General features: G+C 54.9%; 19 protein-coding genes. 15 read left to right on the top strand and 4 right to left on the bottom strand.

From position 1 onward, the window contains the following. Window positions 1-760 precede the first annotated feature (760 nt). Window positions 761-1,831 (top strand): sodium-dependent bicarbonate transport family permease, encoded by a 1,071-nt coding sequence (locus H6F46_RS00490; protein WP_190354749.1) that lies wholly within the window; start codon window positions 761-763, stop codon window positions 1,829-1,831. Between the two features lie 83 nt (window positions 1,832-1,914). Beyond that, complete coding sequence (locus tag H6F46_RS00485) at window positions 1,915-2,247, top strand: hypothetical protein (RefSeq protein WP_099532102.1); 333 nt, start codon at window positions 1,915-1,917, stop codon at window positions 2,245-2,247. Window positions 2,248-2,328: 81 nt separating this feature from the next. Here H6F46_RS00485 and H6F46_RS00480 read toward each other — a convergent pair whose 3' ends face one another. Further along, entirely contained in the window at window positions 2,329-2,736 is a 408-nt protein-coding gene (locus H6F46_RS00480; RefSeq protein WP_190354748.1) for a hypothetical protein, read from the bottom strand. Between the two features lie 226 nt (window positions 2,737-2,962). Between H6F46_RS00480 and H6F46_RS00475 the strand changes: the two genes are divergently transcribed. Both H6F46_RS00475 and H6F46_RS00470 read left to right on the top strand, forming a co-directional pair. Further along, a complete protein-coding gene (locus H6F46_RS00475) occupies window positions 2,963-3,211 on the top strand; it encodes a hypothetical protein (RefSeq protein WP_190354747.1) in 249 nt (82 codons plus the stop codon). Then, window positions 3,208-3,618: a PIN domain-containing protein gene (locus H6F46_RS00470; RefSeq protein ID WP_190354746.1), complete on the top strand. Its 411-nt coding sequence runs from the start codon at window positions 3,208-3,210 to the stop codon at window positions 3,616-3,618. The genes H6F46_RS00475 and H6F46_RS00470 overlap by 4 nt, the downstream gene beginning before the upstream one ends. Window positions 3,619-3,715: 97 nt before the next feature. Here H6F46_RS00470 and H6F46_RS00465 read toward each other — a convergent pair whose 3' ends face one another. After that, window positions 3,716-4,615, bottom strand: coding sequence for a DUF4238 domain-containing protein (locus H6F46_RS00465; RefSeq protein ID WP_255508839.1), 900 nt, complete (start codon window positions 4,613-4,615; stop codon window positions 3,716-3,718). A gap of 187 nt (window positions 4,616-4,802) precedes the next feature. Between H6F46_RS00465 and smc the strand changes: the two genes are divergently transcribed. The 3 genes from smc to H6F46_RS00450 all read left to right on the top strand — a co-directional run bounded on the left by smc (window position 4,803) and on the right by H6F46_RS00450 (window position 9,891). After that, window positions 4,803-8,438 carry a chromosome segregation protein SMC gene (smc, locus tag H6F46_RS00460; protein ID WP_190354744.1) on the top strand — a complete coding sequence of 1,212 codons (3,636 nt, stop codon included), beginning with the start codon at window positions 4,803-4,805 and terminating at the stop codon, window positions 8,436-8,438. A gap of 277 nt (window positions 8,439-8,715) precedes the next feature. Next, entirely contained in the window at window positions 8,716-9,294 is a 579-nt protein-coding gene (locus tag H6F46_RS00455) for a Uma2 family endonuclease (protein ID WP_190404959.1), read from the top strand. A 3-nt stretch (window positions 9,295-9,297) separates the two neighbouring features. After that, a complete protein-coding gene (locus tag H6F46_RS00450; RefSeq protein WP_242027720.1) occupies window positions 9,298-9,891 on the top strand; it encodes a Uma2 family endonuclease in 594 nt (197 codons plus the stop codon). A 1-nt stretch (window position 9,892) separates the two neighbouring features. Here H6F46_RS00450 and H6F46_RS00445 read toward each other — a convergent pair whose 3' ends face one another. Then, on the bottom strand, window positions 9,893-10,366 hold the full coding sequence (locus H6F46_RS00445) for an ATP-binding protein (protein ID WP_190354742.1): 474 nt from the start codon (window positions 10,364-10,366) through the stop codon (window positions 9,893-9,895). Between the two features lie 719 nt (window positions 10,367-11,085). On the opposite strand from H6F46_RS00445, the gene H6F46_RS00440 reads away from it, so the two are divergent. From H6F46_RS00440 to H6F46_RS00430, 3 genes are all read left to right on the top strand, one after another. Beyond that, a complete protein-coding gene (locus H6F46_RS00440) occupies window positions 11,086-12,228 on the top strand; it encodes a PP2C family protein-serine/threonine phosphatase (protein WP_099532109.1) in 1,143 nt (380 codons plus the stop codon). Window positions 12,229-12,591: 363 nt separating this feature from the next. Then, the gene (locus H6F46_RS00435; RefSeq protein WP_099532111.1) at window positions 12,592-14,175 is read left to right on the top strand and encodes an NAD(P)H-quinone oxidoreductase subunit N; all 1,584 of its coding nucleotides are present in this window, start codon (window positions 12,592-12,594) and stop codon (window positions 14,173-14,175) included. A gap of 252 nt (window positions 14,176-14,427) precedes the next feature. After that, a complete protein-coding gene (locus H6F46_RS00430; protein ID WP_190354741.1) occupies window positions 14,428-16,218 on the top strand; it encodes a hypothetical protein in 1,791 nt (596 codons plus the stop codon). A gap of 304 nt (window positions 16,219-16,522) precedes the next feature. On the opposite strand, the gene H6F46_RS00425 is transcribed toward H6F46_RS00430, so the two are convergent. Continuing rightward, window positions 16,523-16,906 carry an AbrB family transcriptional regulator gene (locus tag H6F46_RS00425; RefSeq protein WP_099532113.1) on the bottom strand — a complete coding sequence of 128 codons (384 nt, stop codon included), beginning with the start codon at window positions 16,904-16,906 and terminating at the stop codon, window positions 16,523-16,525. Window positions 16,907-16,945: 39 nt separating this feature from the next. Between H6F46_RS00425 and H6F46_RS00420 the strand changes: the two genes are divergently transcribed. From H6F46_RS00420 to H6F46_RS00400, 5 genes are all read left to right on the top strand, one after another. Next, the gene (locus H6F46_RS00420) at window positions 16,946-17,194 is read left to right on the top strand and encodes a hypothetical protein (protein WP_190354740.1); all 249 of its coding nucleotides are present in this window, start codon (window positions 16,946-16,948) and stop codon (window positions 17,192-17,194) included. Between the two features lie 317 nt (window positions 17,195-17,511). Next, window positions 17,512-17,955 (top strand): Rrf2 family transcriptional regulator, encoded by a 444-nt coding sequence (locus H6F46_RS00415; protein ID WP_099532115.1) that lies wholly within the window; start codon window positions 17,512-17,514, stop codon window positions 17,953-17,955. 431 nt (window positions 17,956-18,386) lie between these two features. Beyond that, complete coding sequence (locus tag H6F46_RS00410; protein WP_190354739.1) at window positions 18,387-19,832, top strand: YdiU family protein; 1,446 nt, start codon at window positions 18,387-18,389, stop codon at window positions 19,830-19,832. Between the two features lie 350 nt (window positions 19,833-20,182). Further along, complete coding sequence (locus H6F46_RS00405) at window positions 20,183-20,641, top strand: YbjN domain-containing protein (RefSeq protein WP_099534564.1); 459 nt, start codon at window positions 20,183-20,185, stop codon at window positions 20,639-20,641. Window positions 20,642-20,661: 20 nt separating this feature from the next. After that, the gene (locus tag H6F46_RS00400; RefSeq protein ID WP_190354738.1) at window positions 20,662-22,080 is read left to right on the top strand and encodes a tetratricopeptide repeat protein; all 1,419 of its coding nucleotides are present in this window, start codon (window positions 20,662-20,664) and stop codon (window positions 22,078-22,080) included. Window positions 22,081-22,192 lie beyond the last annotated feature (112 nt).

Here is a 22,192-nt window from a genome sequence, read left to right as displayed (position 1 = left end):
ATCGCGATCGAAACAGGATGCATCACACCTCCCCTAGGGGCCTGATTAATGGCGGGCAACCAACCATCAACCGGCTTGCAAAATACGGCGCAAAACGGGTTGCGGCAATCCAGAGAGCATTTTGACATACTCCTCAACCGCCGCGGCCGTTCCGGGAAACACCGGGCAGCCATTGCCCCAAAATCATACCCCCTCAGTCCTAGCATGAATTCCGGGGAACCACACCCGTGAGGCATTGCCCCCAACCAGCCCCAACGCCACAGTTTCGCCCTCCATAGGCGGAAAATCATCGCCGGAAACTAGCCGATTCAGCAAAATCCGGCATCAAAGTCAAGAACTTGCGGGTCAAATGAGACAAAAAATTACCTGACAATTACCTGATGCATCCCGAGCTAACGAAAAATATATTTGCCTGGATTGATCCAACAATTAGCTGCTCTAATTGTCCCAATCATCAATTATTCAAAGCCATTAAAAGTCAAGCATCACGATATTTGTTCTGATTTACCCCATAATCAGTTTTCCAAGACAGTCCAGTGCCCATAAGGATTTACATCACGTACCCATCTATAGAAAACTGATAGACGAGTCTATAGAAATTAGTTCAGCACAACTATTTCGAGACCTGCCTGGAGATCGGCTCCTTCCGAACACCCTAGATACAGATTTTTTGAGCAACATCTGTGCTATGGGAATGAAGTGCCTCCCTCTGACTTTCTTTAACGCTTTTAAAGTTCATGCAGTGGACTAGGAGGTATCCGTGGATTTCTTGTCCCTTTTCGTCAAGGACTTCATTATTCAGTTGCAGTCCCCCACACTGGGTTTTTTGATTGGGGGGATGGTGATTGCAGCACTCGGAAGCCAATTGGTAATTCCAGAGTCGATTTGTACAATCATCGTCTTCATGTTGCTCACCAAAATCGGTTTGACCGGTGGAATTGCAATTCGGAATTCCAACCTGACCGAAATGGTTTTACCGGTTATATTTGCAGCAACCGTAGGGATTCTAGTTGTCTTCATCGCCCGCTACACCTTGGCCAAATTACCAAAGGTCAAGACCGTTGATGCGATCGCGACGGGTGGCTTGTTTGGGGCGGTCAGTGGTTCCACCATGGCGGCAGCCCTGACCTTGCTCGAAGAACAAAAGATTGGGTATGAAGCATGGGCGGGCGCGCTTTATCCCTTCATGGATATTCCGGCGCTGGTCACGGCAATTGTTGTAGCCAACATTTATCTCAACCAGAAAAAGCGCAGCAAAGCCGCTGCTGTGAATTCCCAGGAGCAGCCCAGCACCCGTCAGGAATATCGCGACCAGCAGCAGGGTGATAGTAAGGTCAAAATCTGGCCGATTATCGAAGAAAGCCTGCAAGGGCCCGCTTTGTCTGCCATGTTGCTCGGTTTGGCCTTGGGGATTCTCACCAAGCCGGAAAGCGTTTACGAAAGCTTCTACGATCCGGCTTTCCGGGGTTTGCTTTCAATCCTGATGCTGGTGATGGGGATGGAAGCTTGGTCGCGGATTGGCGAACTGCGCAAAGTGGCTCAGTGGTACGTTGTTTACAGTGTGGTGGCCCCCTTTCTCCATGGGCTGATTGCCTTTGGTCTGGGCATGATTGCTCACTACACGATGAACTTCAGCCTGGGTGGTGTGGTTGTGCTGGCGGTCATTGCATCCTCTAGCTCAGACATTTCGGGCCCGCCCACCTTGCGCGCTGGGATCCCGTCGGCGAACCCTTCCGCCTACATTGGTGCTTCCACGGCCGTTGGTACGCCGATCGCGATCGGTCTGTGCATTCCATTCTTTATCGGGCTGGCTCAAGCACTCGGGGGTTAATCGCCCCAAGCAGGTGGGGTCTGTCGGTGTTTTCTCACGGCCCGACAGACTCGTTAGAGTAGTAGACAAAAGAGGTAACCAACATGGCTAAACCAGCCAAAAAGCTTGTCATCATCACCGAGAAGGTGTTGCTGAAGAAGGTGGCCAAGATCATTGAAGAGTGCGGGGCCAAGGGGTATACGGTGTTGGAAACGGGCGGCAAGGGCAGCCGCAACGTGCGATCGTCCGGGCAGCCCAATGTTTCCGACACCCAAGCGAATATCAAGTTTGAGGTGTTGACCGACACTCGCACCCTGGCTGAGGCGATCGCCGATCGCGTGGCGGTGGAGTTCTTCCTGAATTACGCAGGCATCATCTATATCTGTGATGCGGAGGTGCTGTATGCGCACAGCTTCTGTGGGCCTGAGGGCTGCTAGGTCATCAGTTTTGAAACGCAACCAGTTTTGAAACACAACTTTGATCACGAGAGCCGGGGGATGACCCCGGTTTTTTAATATTTAATCTTGCCTGGGCGAATGTCGAGAACGGGGAGGGTGCTTCACCCAAAACACCACGAGCGGACTCAGGACACTCACGCTGGGCCCGAGGGAATTGATCAGGCTCATGCTGACAAACAAGACTGGGGGCGGGGTAATTAATGGTCGTTGCTCGCCATCGCGGACGAGGTTATCGCGACCAAGCCCGATTAACCAGCTATAGACGAAGACGTTGATGATGAAGATCAATAAGGCGGCGATCGCCCATGCCTTGATCACGCCGGGAGATTCGTCGCGGCGCACAAAAATTGAGATCAACAGAAAGCCAATTGCCAGCAACCCACCAACGATTAACCCTACGACCGCCAGACCCAATAGCGTTAGGGCTTCAAGTTCTCCAGGATAGCTATCCATCATGGCAATGATCAAAGCTTGACTTGGAAGAGGATGCCTGCAAGATACCTTGCGCCACTTCCTCAGCGCCAACCCATGTGGAGGAACAGAAAGCGATCGCTCCGTCCACTATTTTTTGATTGGGCGATCACGTTGCCTGAGCGTTTGCAATCAGAGTTTTGATTCAACGGGGCGATCGAGTCTTGAAAAACAAATTGATTCATCCTCATAAAATGGTCATAGTCTCACCAGTAATCGCCCCATGACTCCCAGCCCGATCGAGCAAACCCTTCTAGATCAGTTTCGCCAGCTTCCCCAAGCGCTCCAACAACTGGTAATTCAATTCATCAACTTGCTATTGGCCGAGCGATCGCAAGTCACCCCGCTCCTCAGCCGTCCAGAGCCTTCTCCTTCAGTGTTTGATCTCGCTGGTTCTCTAATTGGCAGTGCTGAAGGGCCAAGTGATCTCTCGACAAATCCCGACTATCTAGAAGGCATGGGGCGCGAGTGAAAGAGGTTTTAATTGACACCGGCCCCTTGGTTGCCGTCATTAACCGGCGTGACCATCACCATGACTGGGCGACAAAACAGCTTAGGCAACTGCCATCTCCCCTGATTACCTGTGAACCCGTTCTTACGGAATCTTGGTTTCTGCTCGGGCGTACCAATTGTGGTCGAGAGATGATGCTTCAGTGGATTGAGCGGGGATTACTAAGGGTTGATTTCTCGCTTCAAAACAGTCAGGCTAGGGTTATCGAGTTGATGCGTCAATACCATTCTGTGCCTATGTCTCTAGCGGATGCTTGCTTAGTTTGTTTATCAGAGCAACGTCCGAACAGTACAGTGATGACCCTGGATAGTGATTTTCAAATCTATCGACGTTTTAACCGACTAGAAATACCAGTCATTTCGCCTTAGTTGCTTAGGCTAATTTGAGTTATTCAATCGACGCTAGCAAGCTTTTGAATAATCGAATTAAGTTCTGAAAATTTCAGATTGGTTTACAGCTCTGCCATTAGATATCTTCGATGGAAGCGCGATCAATGCCATAGATTTGTCGTGTCGATTTTTGGACAATCACCCGATTATAGGCGCGTACTTCCTCTGTACTTAGATGCTTCACAGTGCAAGAACGAGAAGGAGCACCAAAGTCAAATAAAACTCCTAAACTTGAGGATACTGGATAGTAGAGTTCAAGCTCCTGTGGGGGTAATCCTGGTTCTAGGTTGATCGCTTTCATATTCACCATGGGTTGATCTCCAGTGATGAGGGGGCTAGAACTGGCACGGAGAAAGGTCACATGAAGGTTGTTCCGTCTAAGCCAAAGTGCACGACCAACATTGCATGAATAGATTGTCCGAATCAAACCAAAAGATGCATCAATATTAAAGCCTGGTATCGTCCTGAGATCACTGGTCATCTTCTCCAACATAGTTGGTGTACGGAAGTATTGTGCAGCTAGGAACCAAGTGTGAAACACGGACTCTTCTGCGTCAGAAAACAATATAGAGTTCTCGCCGCGAAGCATCTCAAGAAAAGGAACTGCTCGTTGTTCAAGATCAGCCAAAATATCCTCTTCTAGATTGTTGATATATTCATCTAAAACAGGTTCGACATACACATCTCCTAGATCTTGCAATTGTCGCTTGATCTCAAATAACTGAGTAAATTGGGAAACCCACCCTTCAGCAATTTCACGCAGATCCAAGGTCAATGGCTTTATTACGAACTCTCTAACTACTGAAAGGTCAAATTCAGACATTTCGCGAAGGCGATAGAAGTCTCTCTCATGGGCAACGTTTTGCGTACTTGTTGAGAACACGTTTTTGCCGAAATGATGACACCATAATTTTCCATTCAGTGCCCACGCTTCCAAGTAATGTCTCCATACATAGTGTTGACGGCGCTTCTTCATTACCTTGGTTTAACTTTAAAGACTCTTTCAAAAATCCATTGTCATAGCAGACTGGACTGCCCGAGGCATGACACAGCGTGACGGGCCGATCGCCGTTTCGCAAGAGTTTTGGGTAAGATAGCGCGGTGGAACGCTGTTTCCGTCTTCCCCGTCCCTGTAACCCGCCCCGTGAGCGGTCGCCGGCCCGTTGTATATCAAGCAAGTTGAAATCACGAACTTCAAATCCTTTGGCGGCACGACGCGAGTTCCCTTGCTGCCCGGATTCACCGTGGTTTCGGGCCCCAACGGCTCCGGTAAATCCAACATTCTCGATGCGCTGCTGTTTGCCCTCGGTCTTTCCTCCTCCAAAGGAATGCGGGCCGATCGCCTGCCCGACTTGGTGAACCAGGGACAAATGGGCAAGGGCCAAGGCAAAGGCAAGCGATCGACCGTGGAAGCTGCCGTTACTGTCACCTTTGATCTGAGCGAAGAAGCCGCCCTGCTGGCCACCGTTTCCGCCGAAGCCGCCGAAGACTTGCCCGGTTTGCGTGATGCCGACGGTCAGCCCCTCAGTGAATGGACTGTCACCCGCAAACTGCGCGTCACCCAACAGGGAACCTACACCTCCAACTACTACATTGGCGGCGAACCCTGCACCCTCAGCGAGTTGCACCAATCCCTCTCGAAGCTGCGGATTTATCCCGAGGGCTACAACGTGGTGCTGCAAGGGGACGTGACCAGCATCATTTCCATGAACCCCCGGGAGCGGCGGCAGATTGTTGATGAGCTGGCGGGGGTGGCCAACTTCGATCGCAAAATTATCCAAACCAAGCAAACCCTCGAAGAGGTGAAGGAACGGGAAGATCGCTGCCGCATCCTGGAGCAGGAGTTGCAAATTCAGTGCGATCGCCTGGCCAAAGACCGCACCAAGGCTCTGAAATATCAACAAATTCGCCAGGAAATGCAGGGCCAGCAAGGGCGCTTGGCGGTGGTGGATTGGCTGCTGGAACAGTCGAAGGTGGAGCAACTGCGCCAATCGATCGCCCAGCGGGAACAGGATTTGGCGCAGTTAGCCGATCGCCTGGTGGCGGAACGGGCGACAGTCGAAACCCAGGCGGCGGAACTGGAGCGGCTGAACCAAACGGTGAAATCCCTGGGGGAGTCGGAACAAATTGCCCTGCAAACGGAGCTAGCCACCCACCGGGCCCAACGGGATCAGGTGCAACGCCAACAAACGGAGCTGACCCACCAGCAGCAAACCCAACAACAGACGATCGCCCGGTTAACAGCGGAGGTGACGGAGGTCGATCGCACCGAGGCCGCCTTGGCCGCCACCGGGCCGGAATTGCAAGAGCGCCTGGAGGAGTTGCAACAGGCCCACGATCGGGCGGCGGCCAACCTGAACCGGGCCCGGGCCGAGGCGGCGGAGTTGGCGGAAGCGTCCCAGGCTTGGGTGCAACAGCAAACGGACTTGCGCCACCAGTTGGAGACGATCCAAGAGTCGATCGATCCCCAGCGTACGGAACGGGCCACCTTGCAGGAGCGGCTGAAGCAAATCGAAACCCAATTGGCGGAAATCGCCACGGAATGGGAGCGGGCGGGCGATCGCCTCAATGAGCACGATCGGGAATTCCAAACGGTCGATCGGCAAACCCGCAGCTTGGAACCCCAAATCCAAACGGCCGCCGAACAGTTGGCCGCCGCTGAGCAGGAGTTGCAGCTCCAACAGAAAACCCGCAGCCGCTTGCAGGACGAGCAGCGACAAGTGCAACGGCAACTGGACAAACTGGAAGCCCAAACCCAGGCCCAACGGGAAGCCCAAGGCACGTTTGGGGTGCAATTGCTGCTGCAAAGTGACTTACCGGGCGTTTGCGGCCTGGTGGCCAATTTGGGGCAGGTGGAACCGCGCTATCAGGTGGCCTTGGAGATTGCGGCCGGAGCGCGGCTGGGCCATTTGGTGGTGGAAGATGATGCGGTGGCGGCGGCGGCGATCGAAATCCTGAAACGGGAGCGGGCTGGGCGTGTCACCTTCTTGCCCCTGAACAAAATTCGCGGCGGTGGCGGCGGCGAGTCGGCGGCCATGGCTCGGGGTCGGGCGGCGGTGGCGGGTTGGCTGGATTACGCGGTCAACCTGGTGGATTTTGACGATCGCTACCGGAACATTTTTGAGTATGTGTTTGGCGGGACGGTGGTGTTTGAGCGGTTGGATCAGGCCCGATCGCTCCTGGGTCGCCATCGGATCGTGACGCTGGATGGGGAGTTGCTGGAAACCAGCGGGGCGATGACCGGCGGCAGTATGCAAAAGTCCCGGGGCGGCCTGCGGTTTGGCGGGGGCGAACTGACGGAGGAGGCGAAGGCGGCGGCGGAACTGCGCGATCGGCTGCGGGATATCGATCGGGTGTTGGGCCGTTGTGATGGGGCGATCGCCCAGGCTCAATTGGACAGCCAGCGCCACACCCAAACCCTGAACGATTTGCGCCAGGCCCGCCGCGATGCCCAACGGCAACTGGAGCAACTGCAAGCGGCCCTGACAGCCACCACGGGCCAGCGCGATCGCCTGGCCCAACAGCGCGATCGGCTGACCCAGGAACTGACCACCAGCCAGGAACGCTTGGCCCAGCTCGATCGGGCCTTGCCGGCCGCCGAGCGCCAGTTGGCCAACCTGCGCCAGGCGATCGCCCAACTGGAGGACTCGCCCGCCCACAGCCAATGGAGCGAGGCCCAAACGGAAATCCGCGATCGGGAATCGGTGCTCTCACAATTGGCGGACAATTTGCGATCGGCCCAAGCCCAGCAGGCCGACCAAACCCGCGAAGTCGATCGCCTCAGCCAACAGCGCCAACAACTGGCGCAACAAATCGCCCAAGCCCAAGACCAAATCACCACAGTGGGCGATCGGCTCCAACAGCTTCAGCAAACCCAAACGGAATTGGATCAAGCGATCGCTGATCTACAAGGGCAAATTGCGGCTTTGGAAACCACCCTTGGCGAAACCAAACAACAGCGCGATCGCCAAGAAACAGCGCTGAATCGTCAACGCCAAGCGCTCCAAACCCTGGAATTCCAGCGCGATCGGCTCCAAGAAACCCAACAACAACAGCAATCGGAATTGCAAGAGCTGGAAAACCGAGCCGAGGGCGATCGGCCCGACCTGCCGCCCGACTCGGAACCCCTGCCCAGTGATCCCGCTGAATTGGCCGCCCACCGCGAACAACTGGATCAAATGATTCGCACTTTGCAGCGCCGCTTGGAAAGTCTAGAGCCGGTGAATATGCTGGCCCTGGAAGAATACGATCAAGTGCAAGGCCGGCTGAATCAACTGAGTGAAAAACTGGCGACGATCGAGCAGGAGCGCACGGAATTGTTGTTGCGGGTGGAAAATTTCACCACCTTGCGCCAACAGGCATTTTATGAAGCCTTTGATGCGGTCGATCGCAACTTTCAAATCATCTTTGCCGAGCTATCTCAAGGTGACGGCCGCTTGCAACTGGATGATCCCGAAAACCCCCTAGAAAGCGGCCTCAACCTGGTGGCCCACCCCAAAGGCAAACCGGTGCAACGGCTGGCTTCCATGTCCGGGGGCGAAAAATCCTTGACGGCCCTCAGTTTCATTTTTGCCCTTCAGCGCTACCGCCCCTCGCCGTTCTATGCCTTCGACGAGGTGGATATGTTCCTGGATGGGTCGAACGTGGAGCGCCTGGCCAAAATGGTGAAACAACAGGCCGCCGAAGCGCAGTTCATTGTGGTTAGTTTGCGCCGTCCCACCATTGAAGCGTCCGATCGGGTGATTGGTGTGACCCAAGCCCGAGGCGCACAAACCCAAGTCCTGGGCGTGGTGTTGTAACAAAACTCTCATCCTGACGGGCGATCGCCTAAGAATCGCACAAATTACGTAACGACAGGCAATAAGTCACTTAAATGATCGAAATGCGATCGCGCCGGTTGCAGTCGTCAGAATCATGCGCGATCGACTCCTGAAGACTCAGCGCGATCGCTTGCCCAAATTTGCACCATAAAATAAATGAAGAGGGGGATCTGCTCTCCCTCTTTTGGGTTTGGAGCAAACAACTCGATTGAGGCCATTGGGTCAATACCCCCAGCAATCTTCTAGGAGGTTTGCCATGTCGATCGCCCTATTACCGGAACCTGCAGTCATTACCGCTGATGATTATTTAGCCCAAGAAGTTTTAGCTGAAACTCGCAATGAATATCGTAATGGGGTAGTTGTTCCAATGACGGGGGGTACACCGGAGCATAACGAAATTGCGAGTGTCTTGAATGCTCTGCTCAGAACCGCTTTAAAAGGTCAGGGATACAGTATTTTTGTGGCAGATCAGCGGCTGTGGATTCCGGAGCCGAATCTATATACCTATCCTGATGTGATGGTGGCAAAGCGACCCATTGAGCGGAAGCCCGATCGCACCGATACGGTAGTGAATCCGATCCTGATTGCTGAGGTACTTTCCAAATCAACAGCAGCTTACGATCGCACTGAAAAATTCGCCGCCTACCGGACGATCGCAAGCTTGCAAAACTATTTGTTAATTGATCAATATCAGCCCCATGTGGAACTCTATGCCCGAACGGGGGATCAGCAGTGGCTGTTCAGTGAATATGGGCAATTGAGCGATCGGGTGTTGTTCGATCAACTTGCGGTAACAGTAAATCTCTCTGACCTCTATGAAGCGCTGGAGTTTTAGTGAATGATGCCGATCGCCCTATTACCGGAACCTGCAATCATTACCGCTGATGATTATTTAGCCCAAGAAGTTCTGGCTGAAACTCGAAATGAATATCGCAATGGGGTAGTTGTTCCAATGACAGGGGGTACACCGGAGCATAATTTCATTGCGATTAATTTGATTACGATTCTGAAATTTGCCTTGCGAAGACAAGCCTATGATCTGGCATTGGCAGATCAGCGGCTGTGGATTCCGGAGCCGAATTTATATACCTATCCTGATGTGATGGTGGCAAAGCGACCCATTGAGCGGAAGCCCGATCGCACTGATACCGTAATGAATCCAATCCTGATTGCTGAGGTACTTTCCAAATCAACAGCAGCTTACGATCGCACTGAAAAATTCGCCGCCTACCGGACGATCGCAAGCTTGCAAAACTATTTGTTAATTGATCAATATCAGCCCCATGTGGAACTCTATGCCCGAACGGGGGATCAGCAGTGGCTGTTCAGTGAATATGGGCAATTGAGCGATCGGGTGTTGTTGGATGCGGTGTCAGTGGAATTGCCGCTTGCGGATCTGTACGAGGCGATTGAGTTTGGCGGCGAGGTTTGACTCAATCCGCGATCGGGAGCACCGGTTCAAAATATTTCACAAATTCCAACAAGTTGCGACCATCCGGCTGGGGATCATAGCTCAGGCGATCGGCCACCCGATTCAGAATGGTCAAGCCCCGTCCGCCACCGCTGAGCTTCTCAATATCAAGAGTTTCTGGGGGTTCGGGAGTTTGGCCCCGTTCCAACACCGCCTGTCGCAAGTCAAACGGTTCCCCATGATCCCAAAGGCGCAAGGTCAAGGCCGTGGCCGTGAGTTCTGCCTCCAGCTCGATCGGGGTGTCGCAAGGGTGTTGGCGATGGGCATGGCGCACCGCATTCGTAAAAACCTCCGCCAGCACCGAGAGGCATTGGAGCCACACAGTACGAGGCACGTGGGGGCGATCGAGCGTGTCAAACCAGTTCAAAACGCGATCGAGCACCGCCAAATCGCTAGCAATGCGAAGTCGAATCGTTTGGTTTACGCTGGGATTCAAAGCATCCAACCTCTGCGGCGCGTTCAAGCAAAGCGTTCGGAATTTCTCAAGCCTTCAGTCTCAACCCTGAATTTTAGCCACGCCATCCCAGGCATTGTGCCAAAATCAGCCGTAGTCCGTACCATTCCAGGTACTCCACTGATAGCTCACGATTCCTACTCCAGCCAGGGCGGAATTCCCGTGACCGAGACTCGTCCGTTTCGGGGCGCGATCGCAACCCGTTGCACGTTGTGGCCCAGGCCCAGCCAACTCAACCCTCAGCCGCCAATCCCAGGGACAATTCGTGAAGGATCACGCATTACTCCCCAGGCTAACTTGCTTCGGAGGATGGCTCAACCCTTCCGGACTATTCAACTGGAATGGCGGCAATCCCCATCGACGCTCATCCCGGGTGTCCATGCTCGGTGCTCATCTACATCAAGGGCCGATCGGACTCGGCGCGATCCCGTTGTCATCGGCTCAATTTGGTTCGCCTGATGTCATTTGATTGACCCCATTCGATTGACCCCATTTGCCCCATTTGATTTGTTTACGCGATGCGGCGTATTTCATCCGGTGCATTTCATCTGGCTTCTTTCATTCACTCGGTTCATTTCAGTGCAACGGCTGCATCTTACGCCGACATTACGCTTAAGACATCATGCCTCAGACATCACGCCTGAATTGACCAACACTTGGGTTGCTCCTCTTGTTCCATCTTGCCACCACTGCCTTGACCTATGTTCCGTCTGCTGATTATCGATGACGATCCCACCATCCGCCGCCTGCTAGAGCGCACCCTGACCAAACAGGGCTATGAGGTGTTGGTTGCAGAAGATGGTGTTGCTGGTTTGGAGTTGGCCTGTAGTCAGCAGCCCGCTCTGATCATTTGCGATTGGATGATGCCGAAGATGGACGGCATTGAGGTTTGTCGGCGGGTCAAGCTGGAGGCCAATTTATCCTCCACGTTCTTCATTTTGTTGACCTCCCTTGGCTCCGTGGACGATCGGGTCAGGGGGTTGGATGCCGGAGCCGATGACTTCCTGTCCAAGCCGATCGAGATGAACGAACTGAAGGCCCGGGTGCGAGCGGGCCTGCGGCTACATCAACTGAATCAGGACTTGAAGGAACAAAAGCGGCTGTTAGAAGAGGAAATGGCCGAAGCGGCCGATTACGTCAAAACCCTGCTACCCGCACCCATGGACGGCGCGGTGGGTATTTCGGCCAAATTTGAACCATCCAGCCGCTTGGGGGGTGACTGTTTCGATTTTTATTGGCTCGATGACGATCGACTCGTGGTTTATCTGGTGGATGCGGCGGGCCATGGCCTGAAGGCGGCGCTGCCCTCGTTGTCAGTGTTGAATTTGCTGCGCTCCCGATCGCTCCCGATCCAAGACTATGGCAGCCCCAGCGAGGTGTTGCGGGCCCTGAATGGCGCGTTTCAAATGAACGATCGCAACGACAAATACTTCACCGCTTGGTATGGAGTCTACAGCCGCCGCACCCGGAGCCTGGCCTATGCCAGCGCTGGCCATCCGCCCGGAATTTTGCTCTCGCCCAGCAAAGAATCGTTACCAACGGCCCAACGCCTCCGAACGGTGGGGCTGCCCGTTGGCATGTTTGCGGAAGCGAAATATAGCGAGGCCTTTTGCGAAGTTCCCCCCGGCAGCACGCTCTACATCTTCAGCGATGGCATTTACGAACTGGGAATGCCCGATGGTACTGTTTGGGGGCTGGATCCCTTCGTGGAAGTGCTGCGGGAATGTTGGGCGGTTCCTGAGCGGGGAGCCGTGGAGCAAATCGTGAATCGGGTGCAGGACTTTAATAGTGGCCGCAGCTATTTTGAGGATGACCTCTCCTTATTACGGCTGCAATTTGCTTAAAGACTGGGAAGATGCTGAAGGTAGGGAGCAGTTTTGGGGATTTTTGTGGAGATATGGCGGGGAGATTGCGGAGCGGCTTTGGCCACTTGAGGCAATTTCAGCAGCCCTTGAAGCCATTTGAGGCTACCCAAGGCGGTTTTTCAGATGCACGAACCGGGCGATCGGGTGGCGATCGGGTGATGCTCCAAGGGCGATCGATTACTGGCTAGTTATCGGGGCATTTGGGGATTGTTATCGCCTATCCAGCGCGATCGCGTAGCGATCCACACGCCAACCCCTAAAATGGTTAACCGAACGCAGGCCGCATTTCCCTGCAACCTAGAAATGGCAATTGTTTCAAGCGCTCAACGGATTTAATTCCCTATGGACTTCTCAACCGTTGCCTCACAGCTCAACGCTTGGGCAATCCTGCCAGAAGGTATTGTCATTTTGACCCTCCTGGCAGTCTTGTTAATCGATCTCGTGTCCGGGCGGGCCGCATCGCGCTGGACTCCTTATGTGGCCGTGGCCGGTCTGTTGGGATCCGTGGTGGCCCTGTGGCTCCAGTGGAACCCGGAAGACCCGGTTTCCTTCCTGGGCGGCTTCAGCAACGACACCCTGGGCAGTGTTTTCCGGGGAATCGTCGCCCTGTCGTCGGCAATCACAATCTTGATGTCGATCGCCTATGTGGAATCCACCGGCACGGCCCTGGGCGAATTCATCGTCATTTTGCTCACGGCAACGGTTGGCGGGATGTTCCTGTCGGGCGCTGACGAGTTGGTGATGATTTTTGTGGCGTTGGAAACCCTCAGTATCGCGTCCTACTTGTTGACGGGATACATGAAGCGGGATCCGCGCTCCAACGAAGCGGCTCTCAAATATTTGCTGATTGGGGCTTCTAGCTCTGCCATCTTCCTCTACGGCGCTTCGTTGCTCTATGGCCTCTCGGGCGGCCACACCCGCTTGGGCGAAATCGCTGCCGGAATTGCCAGCAACCCCACCACGCCCCAAATTGGGATTGTGGTGGCGCTGGTCTTCGCGATCGCGGGGATTGCCTTCAAGATTTCGGCTGTGCCCTTCCACCAATGGACTCCCGACGTGTATGAAGGCTCGCCCACTCCGGTGGTGGCCTTTTTGTCCGTGGGTTCCAAGGCGGCTGGGTTCGCCCTGGCCATTCGCCTGTTGGTGACGGCGTTCCCGCTGGTGTCGGAACAATGGCACTTTGTGTTCACGGCCCTGGCCATTCTGAGTATGGTGCTGGGGAACGTGGTGGCCCTGGCCCAAACCAGCATGAAGCGGATGCTGGCTTATTCCTCGATCGGGCAGGCCGGCTTCGTGACGATCGGGCTGTTGGCCAACACCGCCGACGGCTACGCCAGCATGGTGTTTTACCTGTTGGTTTATCTGTTCATGAACCTGGGCGGTTTCGCCTGCGTGATTCTGTTCTCCCTGCGCACGGGCACGGATGAGATCAGCGAATACTCGGGGCTTTACCAAAAAGATCCCCTGTTGACCTTGGGTCTGAGTGTGTCGCTGCTGTCCCTGGGTGGCATTCCGCCCCTGGCTGGCTTCTTCGGCAAGATCTACCTGTTTTGGGTGGGCTGGCAAGCGGGCCTGTATACCCTGGTGCTGTTGGGCTTGGTCACCAGCGTGGTTTCCATCTACTACTACATTCGTGTGGTGAAGATGATGGTGGTGAAGGAACCGCACGAAATGTCCGATTCGGTGAAGAACTACCCGGCCATTAGCTGGAAACTCCCGGGGATGCGTCCTTTGCAAGTGGGCTTGGTGTTGTCGGTGATTGCCACATCGTTGGCGGGGATTTTGTCGAATCCGCTGTTTGCGATCGCCAATGATGCCGTGACCCAATCGCCGATGCTGCAAGCTTCGCTGAAGTTACCGGCGGCAACGGCTAAGGCTCCGGTGGTCGATCGGGCGGTTTCCTTGGCTCCGACCCTTGAACCCTAGGTCAGCCTGGGTAACATTCTGGACAACATTAATTCTGGACGACATTACTGGACAACATTGAGGAACCCAAATCGGGCAATGGTTTTTCCCGATTAATGGCACTTCAAACGACAAGCCGCCGGATGCTAGACATCTGGCGGTTTTTTTGACGATGTTTTGATGATTTTTGGGTGTTTTCTGGGTGATGTGTTTTCTGGGTGATGATTTGGGCAATTTCTTCGGTATTGGGTTGAGGCTGATTGGGCTGAAATCTTGGGCCATGACCCAGAACGCCTATTGCGCCCGCCGCCCGATCGGGGCATGGTTGTTTTGCAGCGATCGCCCCTTTGGTTCCCGTTGATGGTTATGGATTCGCCCACCCCATCCCCACCGTCCAATCTTGATCCGTCGGCTACTCCAGGATCCATGGGGGTCGATCGGGCCCATTGGCGATCGCAAATTTTGACCAATCCGATGGCCGCCGAACCCTACGCGGCCTTGGGAGAACTGTTGCGGCAGTCGGGCCAGGTGGGCGGGGCGATCGAGGCCTGGTGCAAAGCCTTGGCCCTGGAACCCCAACGAGAAACTTGGTATGCGGGGGCCCTGGCGGCCTTTGATGGGTGGCTAAAGCTGCCATCGATTTATGAAACCGAGGCCGCCCTCTGGCAGGCGAGATCGAACTATGCCCAAGGATTGGATCGGCTGATCGGCCTCACGCGATCACATCCAGCCCTCATGCAGTTGGCACTCCAGGCGATCGCCCTGCGGGTTCCGTTCTATTTGAATTACCAGGGCCAGAATGATCGGGCCTTGCAAGAACAATATGGCGCTTGGGTGTGCCAAACCTTAGCCACCGTTTTTCCTGATTTAGCCCCCTTGCAACCCCGCCGGCCCCGTGAGCGATCCTCGGGCGATCGATTGCGGATTGGCTATTTCAGCAGCCATTTTTATCACCATTCCGTGATGAAAACCCACCTGGGTTGGTTGCGCCATGCCGATCGCGATCGACTGGAAATCTATAGCTACTATGCCGGTAATCGCTGGGATGCCACCACAGACGAAGCCCGCCGCCTGAGCGATCGATTTGCCTTTTGGGAAACGGGCAACGACTTCAATCCCCAGCGCTATGCCGCCTTTTGTCGGGCCGCCTGGCAAGATCAGCTCGATGTGGCGGTGATGCTGGATGTGGGTATGGATTCGGTGATGTATCTGATTGGGGGTTGGCGGTTTGCACCTGTTCAATGTGCTACCTGGGGCCATCCGGTCACCACCGGCCTGCCCACGGTGGACTATTACCTCTCAAGCGATCGGATGGAGCCGCCCCAAGCCGAAACCCACTACAGCGAAACCCTGATCTGTTTACCGGGATTGGGCATTGCCTACGATCGCCCCCCGATCGCCCCCCAGCCTCAGCTCGATCGGGTCCAATTGGGCCTGGCTGACGACGAAGTGGTTTATCTCTGTTGCCAATCGTTATATAAATATTTGCCTCAAGCCGATCGGCTCTGGGTGGAAATTGCCCAAGCGGTTCCCCGATCGCGCCTCGTTTTCCTGGCCAGCCCTTTTCCAGAAGCGGCCCCGCCCTTTGCCCAGCGCCTCGCGGCCGCCTTTGCGGCCGCCGGCCTCGCTTTTGCCGACCACTGCACAATCCTGCCGCCCCAATCCCAAACGCAATTTTGGCAACTGAACCAACTGGCCGATGTGTTCCTCGACTCGATCGACTGGTCCGGTTGCAACAGCGCCCTGGAGGCGATCGCCGCTGGTCTCCCTGTCGTCACCCTTCCCGGAGCCTTGATGCGCGGTCGCCATGCCGCCGCCATCCTCACGGAATTGGGACTGACGGAAACCATTGCCCAAACCCCCGAAGACTACTGTGATTTGGCGATCGGGTTAGGGTGCGATCGGGCTTGGCGGCAAAATCTTCGCTTAGAAATCGCCCAGCGATCGGCCCGCATATTTAACCAAATTCACGGTGTGCGGGCCCTGGAAACCTTCTATGAGTCCGCCGTGCAGCGTTGCCAACAGGAATGCACCCCCTGCCCGATCGCCCAAGCTGGAACCTAGCCATTGCCACGCCATCGGATCTGCCAGTGGGCACAGAGCCGCACGCCTGGTTCAAGCGATGTGAGAAACGAAAGAGCCAATCCGTCACCAGCTACCAACTTCAAAACCCGATCGCTCCACAGCCAAACACCCGCAAAACAAAACAAGGGGCCAAGGCCCCTTGTCAGTCAGCATTCCTGATTACCGATTGATCACTGATTGGTCACCCATTGACCATGCAATCAGATCGTGCGCACTGCATGATCACGCAATGCTCAATGGAAATCGTCACGATCACGATGAGCCGAAACCACCAGATTTGAGCTTAGTTGCCTTCCACCTGTTTCAGGTGAATATGCTTACGGCCCAGGGTAATTTCAAACTCATCACCCGGCTTCAGATCCATTTGCTTGGTGTAAGCCGAGCCAATCAACAAATTGCCATTCGACTGCACCGTAATCCGATAACTTGCACTGCGGCCACCCCGACCATTGGGCTTTGCTTTGTTATCGAGTTCAATCCCTTCCGCGTCAATCAACGCGTTATAGAACTTCATCATGTTGACGCGATCAACGCCATCCTTGGTCGTGGTGTAGTAACCACAGGCCCGCGCCTTTTCTTCCTTGCTGGCGTTTTCCAGTTCCTTGACCTTTTCCAGTAGTTGGGCACCGGTCAGGGGTTGCGGGTCGGTCTTTTTGCGCTTGCTCATTGCTGTTTTAATCCAACAGGCTGGTCAATCTAGAGAGTAATGAATGAATTCACTGATACAGCGTTTGCCGGATCTCAGGCGAAAGGCGAAGATGATCGCGGCAATGGCTGCAAATCGGAATTGTTCCGATCCACAGCTTCCTTCTTGCCAGCAAACGCCTTTGAACATCCCAGCGATTCCCAAAAGATTCCCTGGGACAAGTTGCTTGAATCGGAAGATTGGGGAGATGAGTTCCACCAACCAAGCCGAGCGGTGTTTTTAAACTTCAAGAAGGTAATTTCATGCTAGCATCAGGCTCCATCATGGTACACGATTTGTGTTAAATCGCTAGTGGTTTTTTCAAAAAATCAATGATTGTCTGATTCAGTGGATCTGCTGACAGGATCTCCAAACATCCCTATTCTCGTCTGAGGAGGGATTAACCATCAGAATTTTGCAAGATCAGATGGCGATGCTGGCGTTCTTGCACCATCGAAGCACCGTGGTCGGCAGCAAACTTGAGGAATGATCTTGATAATCTTCGCGGCACAAGAACGGCGCACTGGGGGCGATTTAGCACCGGTTCTGGGAGCAAAACGGTGCGATCGGGAGTCATGGTTCCAGCCATGAAGCTAACCGCTCGCGGACGCTACAGCATCAAGGCGATGCTGGATCTCGCCTTGCAACGCGGTCTTGGCCCTTGTCCTGTCCGCGCCATTGCCCAGCGCCAAAATATTCCAATGCCCTATCTGGAAAAATTGCTCATTGAGCTGCGGCGGGCGGGGCTGGTGGAGTCGCTGCGGGGCACTCGAGGTGGCTATCAACTGGCCCGCGACCCTAAGGAAATTTTTTTGGGAGAAATTCTGCGGGCGGTGGGCGAATCATTCACCGCTGCGCTGGGGCAAGAGATGGGTGCAGATTTGGCAGAAGATTGGGTAATGCGATCGCTCTGGAAGCGGCTGGCTCAGAAAATTGGTGACGCGCTCGATCGAATTTCCCTAGAGGATCTTTACTTTGATGCCCGCAGTTGGCAGGCGGCTAAAGGCCAAGACAGTAATTTCATTATTTAGGAAGATTCAAGGTTGCCAGACTCCTTGGCCGGCTCGATCGATCCCAGCCCATTCCCACTGTAGAATTCAACAGCGTGGCGATCGCCCTTGGCCCCGATCGAAGGATCTTTTGCGGGCCGTTGCCTTGGCCCAGATGGGCGATCGCGCTGGGCCTGAACTCACCGCAATTGGGGGCCCCAGATGGCAAGATTTTTTCGTGAATCCTGCCCTGCTTTGGGAAAATCGCAGCGGTTGTTTGAGTTGTCAATCGTCCCGCAGTGAGCACCCAAAACCGTGCCTTGCGAACAGGCTTCGCGCGGCTACTCCGCAAATAATCGCACCCCAGAATACCGCAAATGTGTGAATCATCCACCAGATCGATCCAAACAGTTACGATTTAATTTTTTAAATTAGTTTTCTAAATTATTCCCAACCGATTCCCATTGGTAACCATGACCCCCACCAATCCATTTCTGCGTTTGGATTACGAACCCGCTTTTCAGTCACTGGGGGACGATTATTTTGACCCGGTGGCGGCCGCTGAATTTCCGATGCATCAACTGCGCTTTCGGAACGATCACCTGCTGCCGAAGCTGGGGCTAGATCCTGCGGCGGTTCGTGACGATGATTTTGTGGCGGTCTTTGGGCAATTTGTCGGGCGGGAACCGCTGCTGGCCATGCGTTACCACGGCTATCAGTTTGGGGAATATAACCCACGATTGGGCGATGGACGGGGTTTTTTATATGGCCAAGTGCGAGGCCAAGACGGCGTTCTTTATGATTTGGCTACGAAAGGATCTGGCCAAACCCCCTATTCCCGCAACGGCGATGGGCGCTTAACCCTCAAGGGTGGCGTGCGGGAAGTGTTGGCAACGGAGATGCTCGATCAGTTGGGGGTCAACACATCACGCACCTTGTCACTGATTGAAACGGGCGAAAAACTGTGGCGAGGTGATGAACCCTCGCCCACGCGATCGTCCGTGATTGTGCGGATGGGAGCAAGCCACATTCGATTTGGCACATTTGAGCGACTGCACTATCTGAAGCGGCCTGATTTAATCGATCGCCTGTTGGCCCATGTGCTGGAAACCTACTATGGCCATTGGGTGGGCGATCGGGATTGGAAAGCCAAGCTCTATGCCGAATTGGTGGAGCGGGTGGCGCGGCTTTGTGCCCAATGGATGGTGGCGGGGTTCTGCCATGCGGTTTTGAACACGGACAATATGCTGATCACGGGCCAGAGTTTTGACTATGGCCCCTATGCTTTCATTCCCACTTACGATTTGCGATTTACGGCGGCCTATTTTGACTATTACGGCCGCTATGCCTATGGCAATCAGCCCACCATTTGTCGCCTGAATTTAGAGCTATTGCAACGGCCGTTAGGGATGGTGATGCCGGTGGCGGATCTGGAAGCCGGACTGGAGCGATTCCCAGCGCAATATGCCCAAGAATATCGCCGGTTAATGGCGGCCCGGCTGGGGTTTGAGCATTTGGCAGAAGCGGAGGCGGATGATTTGGTGGAGGCAACGGTGCAATTTTTAGCCGTTTCCCAAACGCCCTATCACGCTTTCTTTGCCAAACTGCGCAGCCATTTTTCCCCCAGTTGGCGCGATCGCCCGGAAGACTATGCCAGCGATCGCCCCTTTTGGGTGGGCCCTGCTGACAGCAACCCCCAAGGGGAAACCCTGGCCTATTGGGGAAAATGGTGTGAAGTTTATGGGCGAATTTTGCAACAACAATCGGATCAGGAGTTGGCTACCTTGGCCGACCAACTCCAGCGAGCCAACCCGTTGATCACGATCGTCCGGCCAGAGATTGAGCGCGTTTGGGAGGCGATCGACCAGGCCGACGATTGGCAACCCTTCGCGGAACTGCTGCAAGCGATCGGTTCGTAGTAGCGTGGCTGCCTTAATTCGCTGGGTTAAATGACATGGCTGTTATCGTCACCTGATCGTTAAGCAGCAAGGGGCTTAAGCCCCTTGTTATCACGACTGGTTCCGCAACTTTGACCCAATGTATTAAGCCTGTCATGCTAGTAGGCTCGCAAGCCGGTAAAAGCTGTAATGATTGGCCACATCAGGACGGCGGTTCCGGATTTTTGTTAAAACGGCAATATTGCAGCCCGATCGAGCCGGCCCAATTCAGCAAGCTCCCACCCTGGTGATTCAGGACAGTTGCTGGAGTCGCTGGCGGATCATCTGCCGCTGAGGAGATTGTTTTTCAACATAGGTTTGGGGTGATCCGCATGGCGACATTTAAAACCGAAGCCCAAAAAAGCTGCTACGAGAAAATCTTTCCCTGGCTCCAAGGGATTTGGTCTGATGTGGTGATTGATATGGAAGCGCCCCATCCCACGGCTTACATCACCGCCGGTTCTGCCTGTGTGTTGGTGGAGGTGTTGCCCTGGGGGGATGATGATGCGGTGGTGAACACGCGCTCCTATGTGGTGACCAATGTGGATTTGTCGCCGGAGCTGATGCACTATCTGTTACGTGAGAATGATCGGTTGCTGTTTGGGGCTTTTGGAATCGATGCCGATGGTGATATTTTCCTAAACCATGCGATCGTGGGTTCTGAGTGCGATCGCCCGGAATTGGAAGCATCGGTGCAGGCGGTTTTGTCCTTGGCAGATGAATATGACGATGCGATCGTCTCGCGCTGGGGCGGTCAACGGGCGGTCGATCGCGTGCCCAGTTTGACCTAACGGCTTGAGAGACCAAATTGATGAGACAAGAACAGTGGCGCGAAGAACAATGGCGCAAAGAATGGTGGCGTAAAGGGCAATGGCGTAAAGGGATCATCCTAATCAGCGGTTCCGTTGCGAGTTTGTGCTTAGCCACAACGGCCAGGGCGATCGCGCCGTCGCTGCCACAACCCAACTTGACTCCGGCCGCCGATCACTGGGTGGCCCAAACCCCTAACTCCGAAGGGGCGATCGGTCAGGAATCTGCGGACTTTTTTGCCAACCGAGCCCAAGAACGGCTCCGTAATCGCGACTTCGCCGGGGCGGTGGCGGATTTCTCCAAGGCGATCGAACTGCAACCGGCGGGTCAACTGCCCCCCGCCCAACTGGCTCGGCTCTATTACAACCGGGGTAATGCCCAATGGAACTTGCAGGCGGCGGAAGCGGCGATCGCGGACTATACCGAAGCCCTGCGTTTGGATCCACAGTTGACCAACGCCCTGGTGAATCGGGGGGTGGTGCGGCGGGCCCGGGGTGATCTGGCCGGGGCGATCGCGGACTATTCATCGGCCCTGAGTCAAAAAGAGGATGACCCAACCATTCACTACAACCGGGGCAATGCCTATCGCGATCAGCAAAATTGGGCCGCGGCTTTGACGGATTACGATCGGGCGATCGCCCTCGATCCCAACTACGTGAATGCTTACATTAACCGGGGAACGGTTCACCGCCAACGGGGCGATGGGGCCGCGGCCTTAGCGGATTTTGACGCGGCGATCGACCGGAATCCCCAATCGGCGGAAGCCCTGTTTAATCGCGGTGTGTTGCGGTTTGATCGGGGCGATCGGCTGGGTGCGGCGGCAGATTTGGATCGGGTGGTGACCCTGCGGCCCCAACAGGCCAGCGGCTGGGTGAAGCGCGGCCTGTTGCGCCACATTGCGGGCGATCGCAACCGGGCCATGGCTGACTACGGCCAGGCGATCGCGGTGGATCCCCAGGTGGCCGAAGCCTATAATTTGCGCGGGTTAGGCTATTTCCAAATGGGACAAATTCGGGAGGCCCTGGCGGACTTGAATCGGGCGATCGAACTCGATCCGCTCTATGCCAATGCCTACGTCAACCGAGGGATGGTTTATCATCAACGGCGCAACTTTGAAGCCGCGATCGCGGACTATTCAGCGGCCCTGCGGGTGAATGTGGACTATGCGGAAGCGTTCCACGCCAGGGGGTTGGCTCGGGCCGGGATGCGCGATTGGCTCGGGGCGATCGCGGATTATTCCGAGGCCTTGCGGTTACAGCCCGCCTATGCCAACGCCCTGTTGAATCGAGCCAGGGCCCATCGTTCCTTGGGCGATCGGGTGGCCGCGCGGGCCGATCTCCAGGCTGCGGAAGTGATCTACCGCGATCGGCAGGATCAAGCCGGTTTGCAACAATTGCGGGAATTGCGGAACGCGCTCTAAATTCCACACCAAGCTCGAAACAAAGACAAGGGGCTTCGGCCCCTTGCCCCGACGGTGATCGGCGCTTTGCAGATCCCCTCTGTTTGTCCCGAGGACGATCGGTGCTTTGCAA

The sequence above is a fragment of the Limnothrix sp. FACHB-1083 genome (assembly GCF_014696485.1).
Lineage (GTDB): Bacteria > Cyanobacteriota > Cyanobacteriia > CACIAM-69d > CACIAM-69d > CACIAM-69d.
This window is presented reverse-complemented; position numbering and strand designations above follow the sequence as displayed.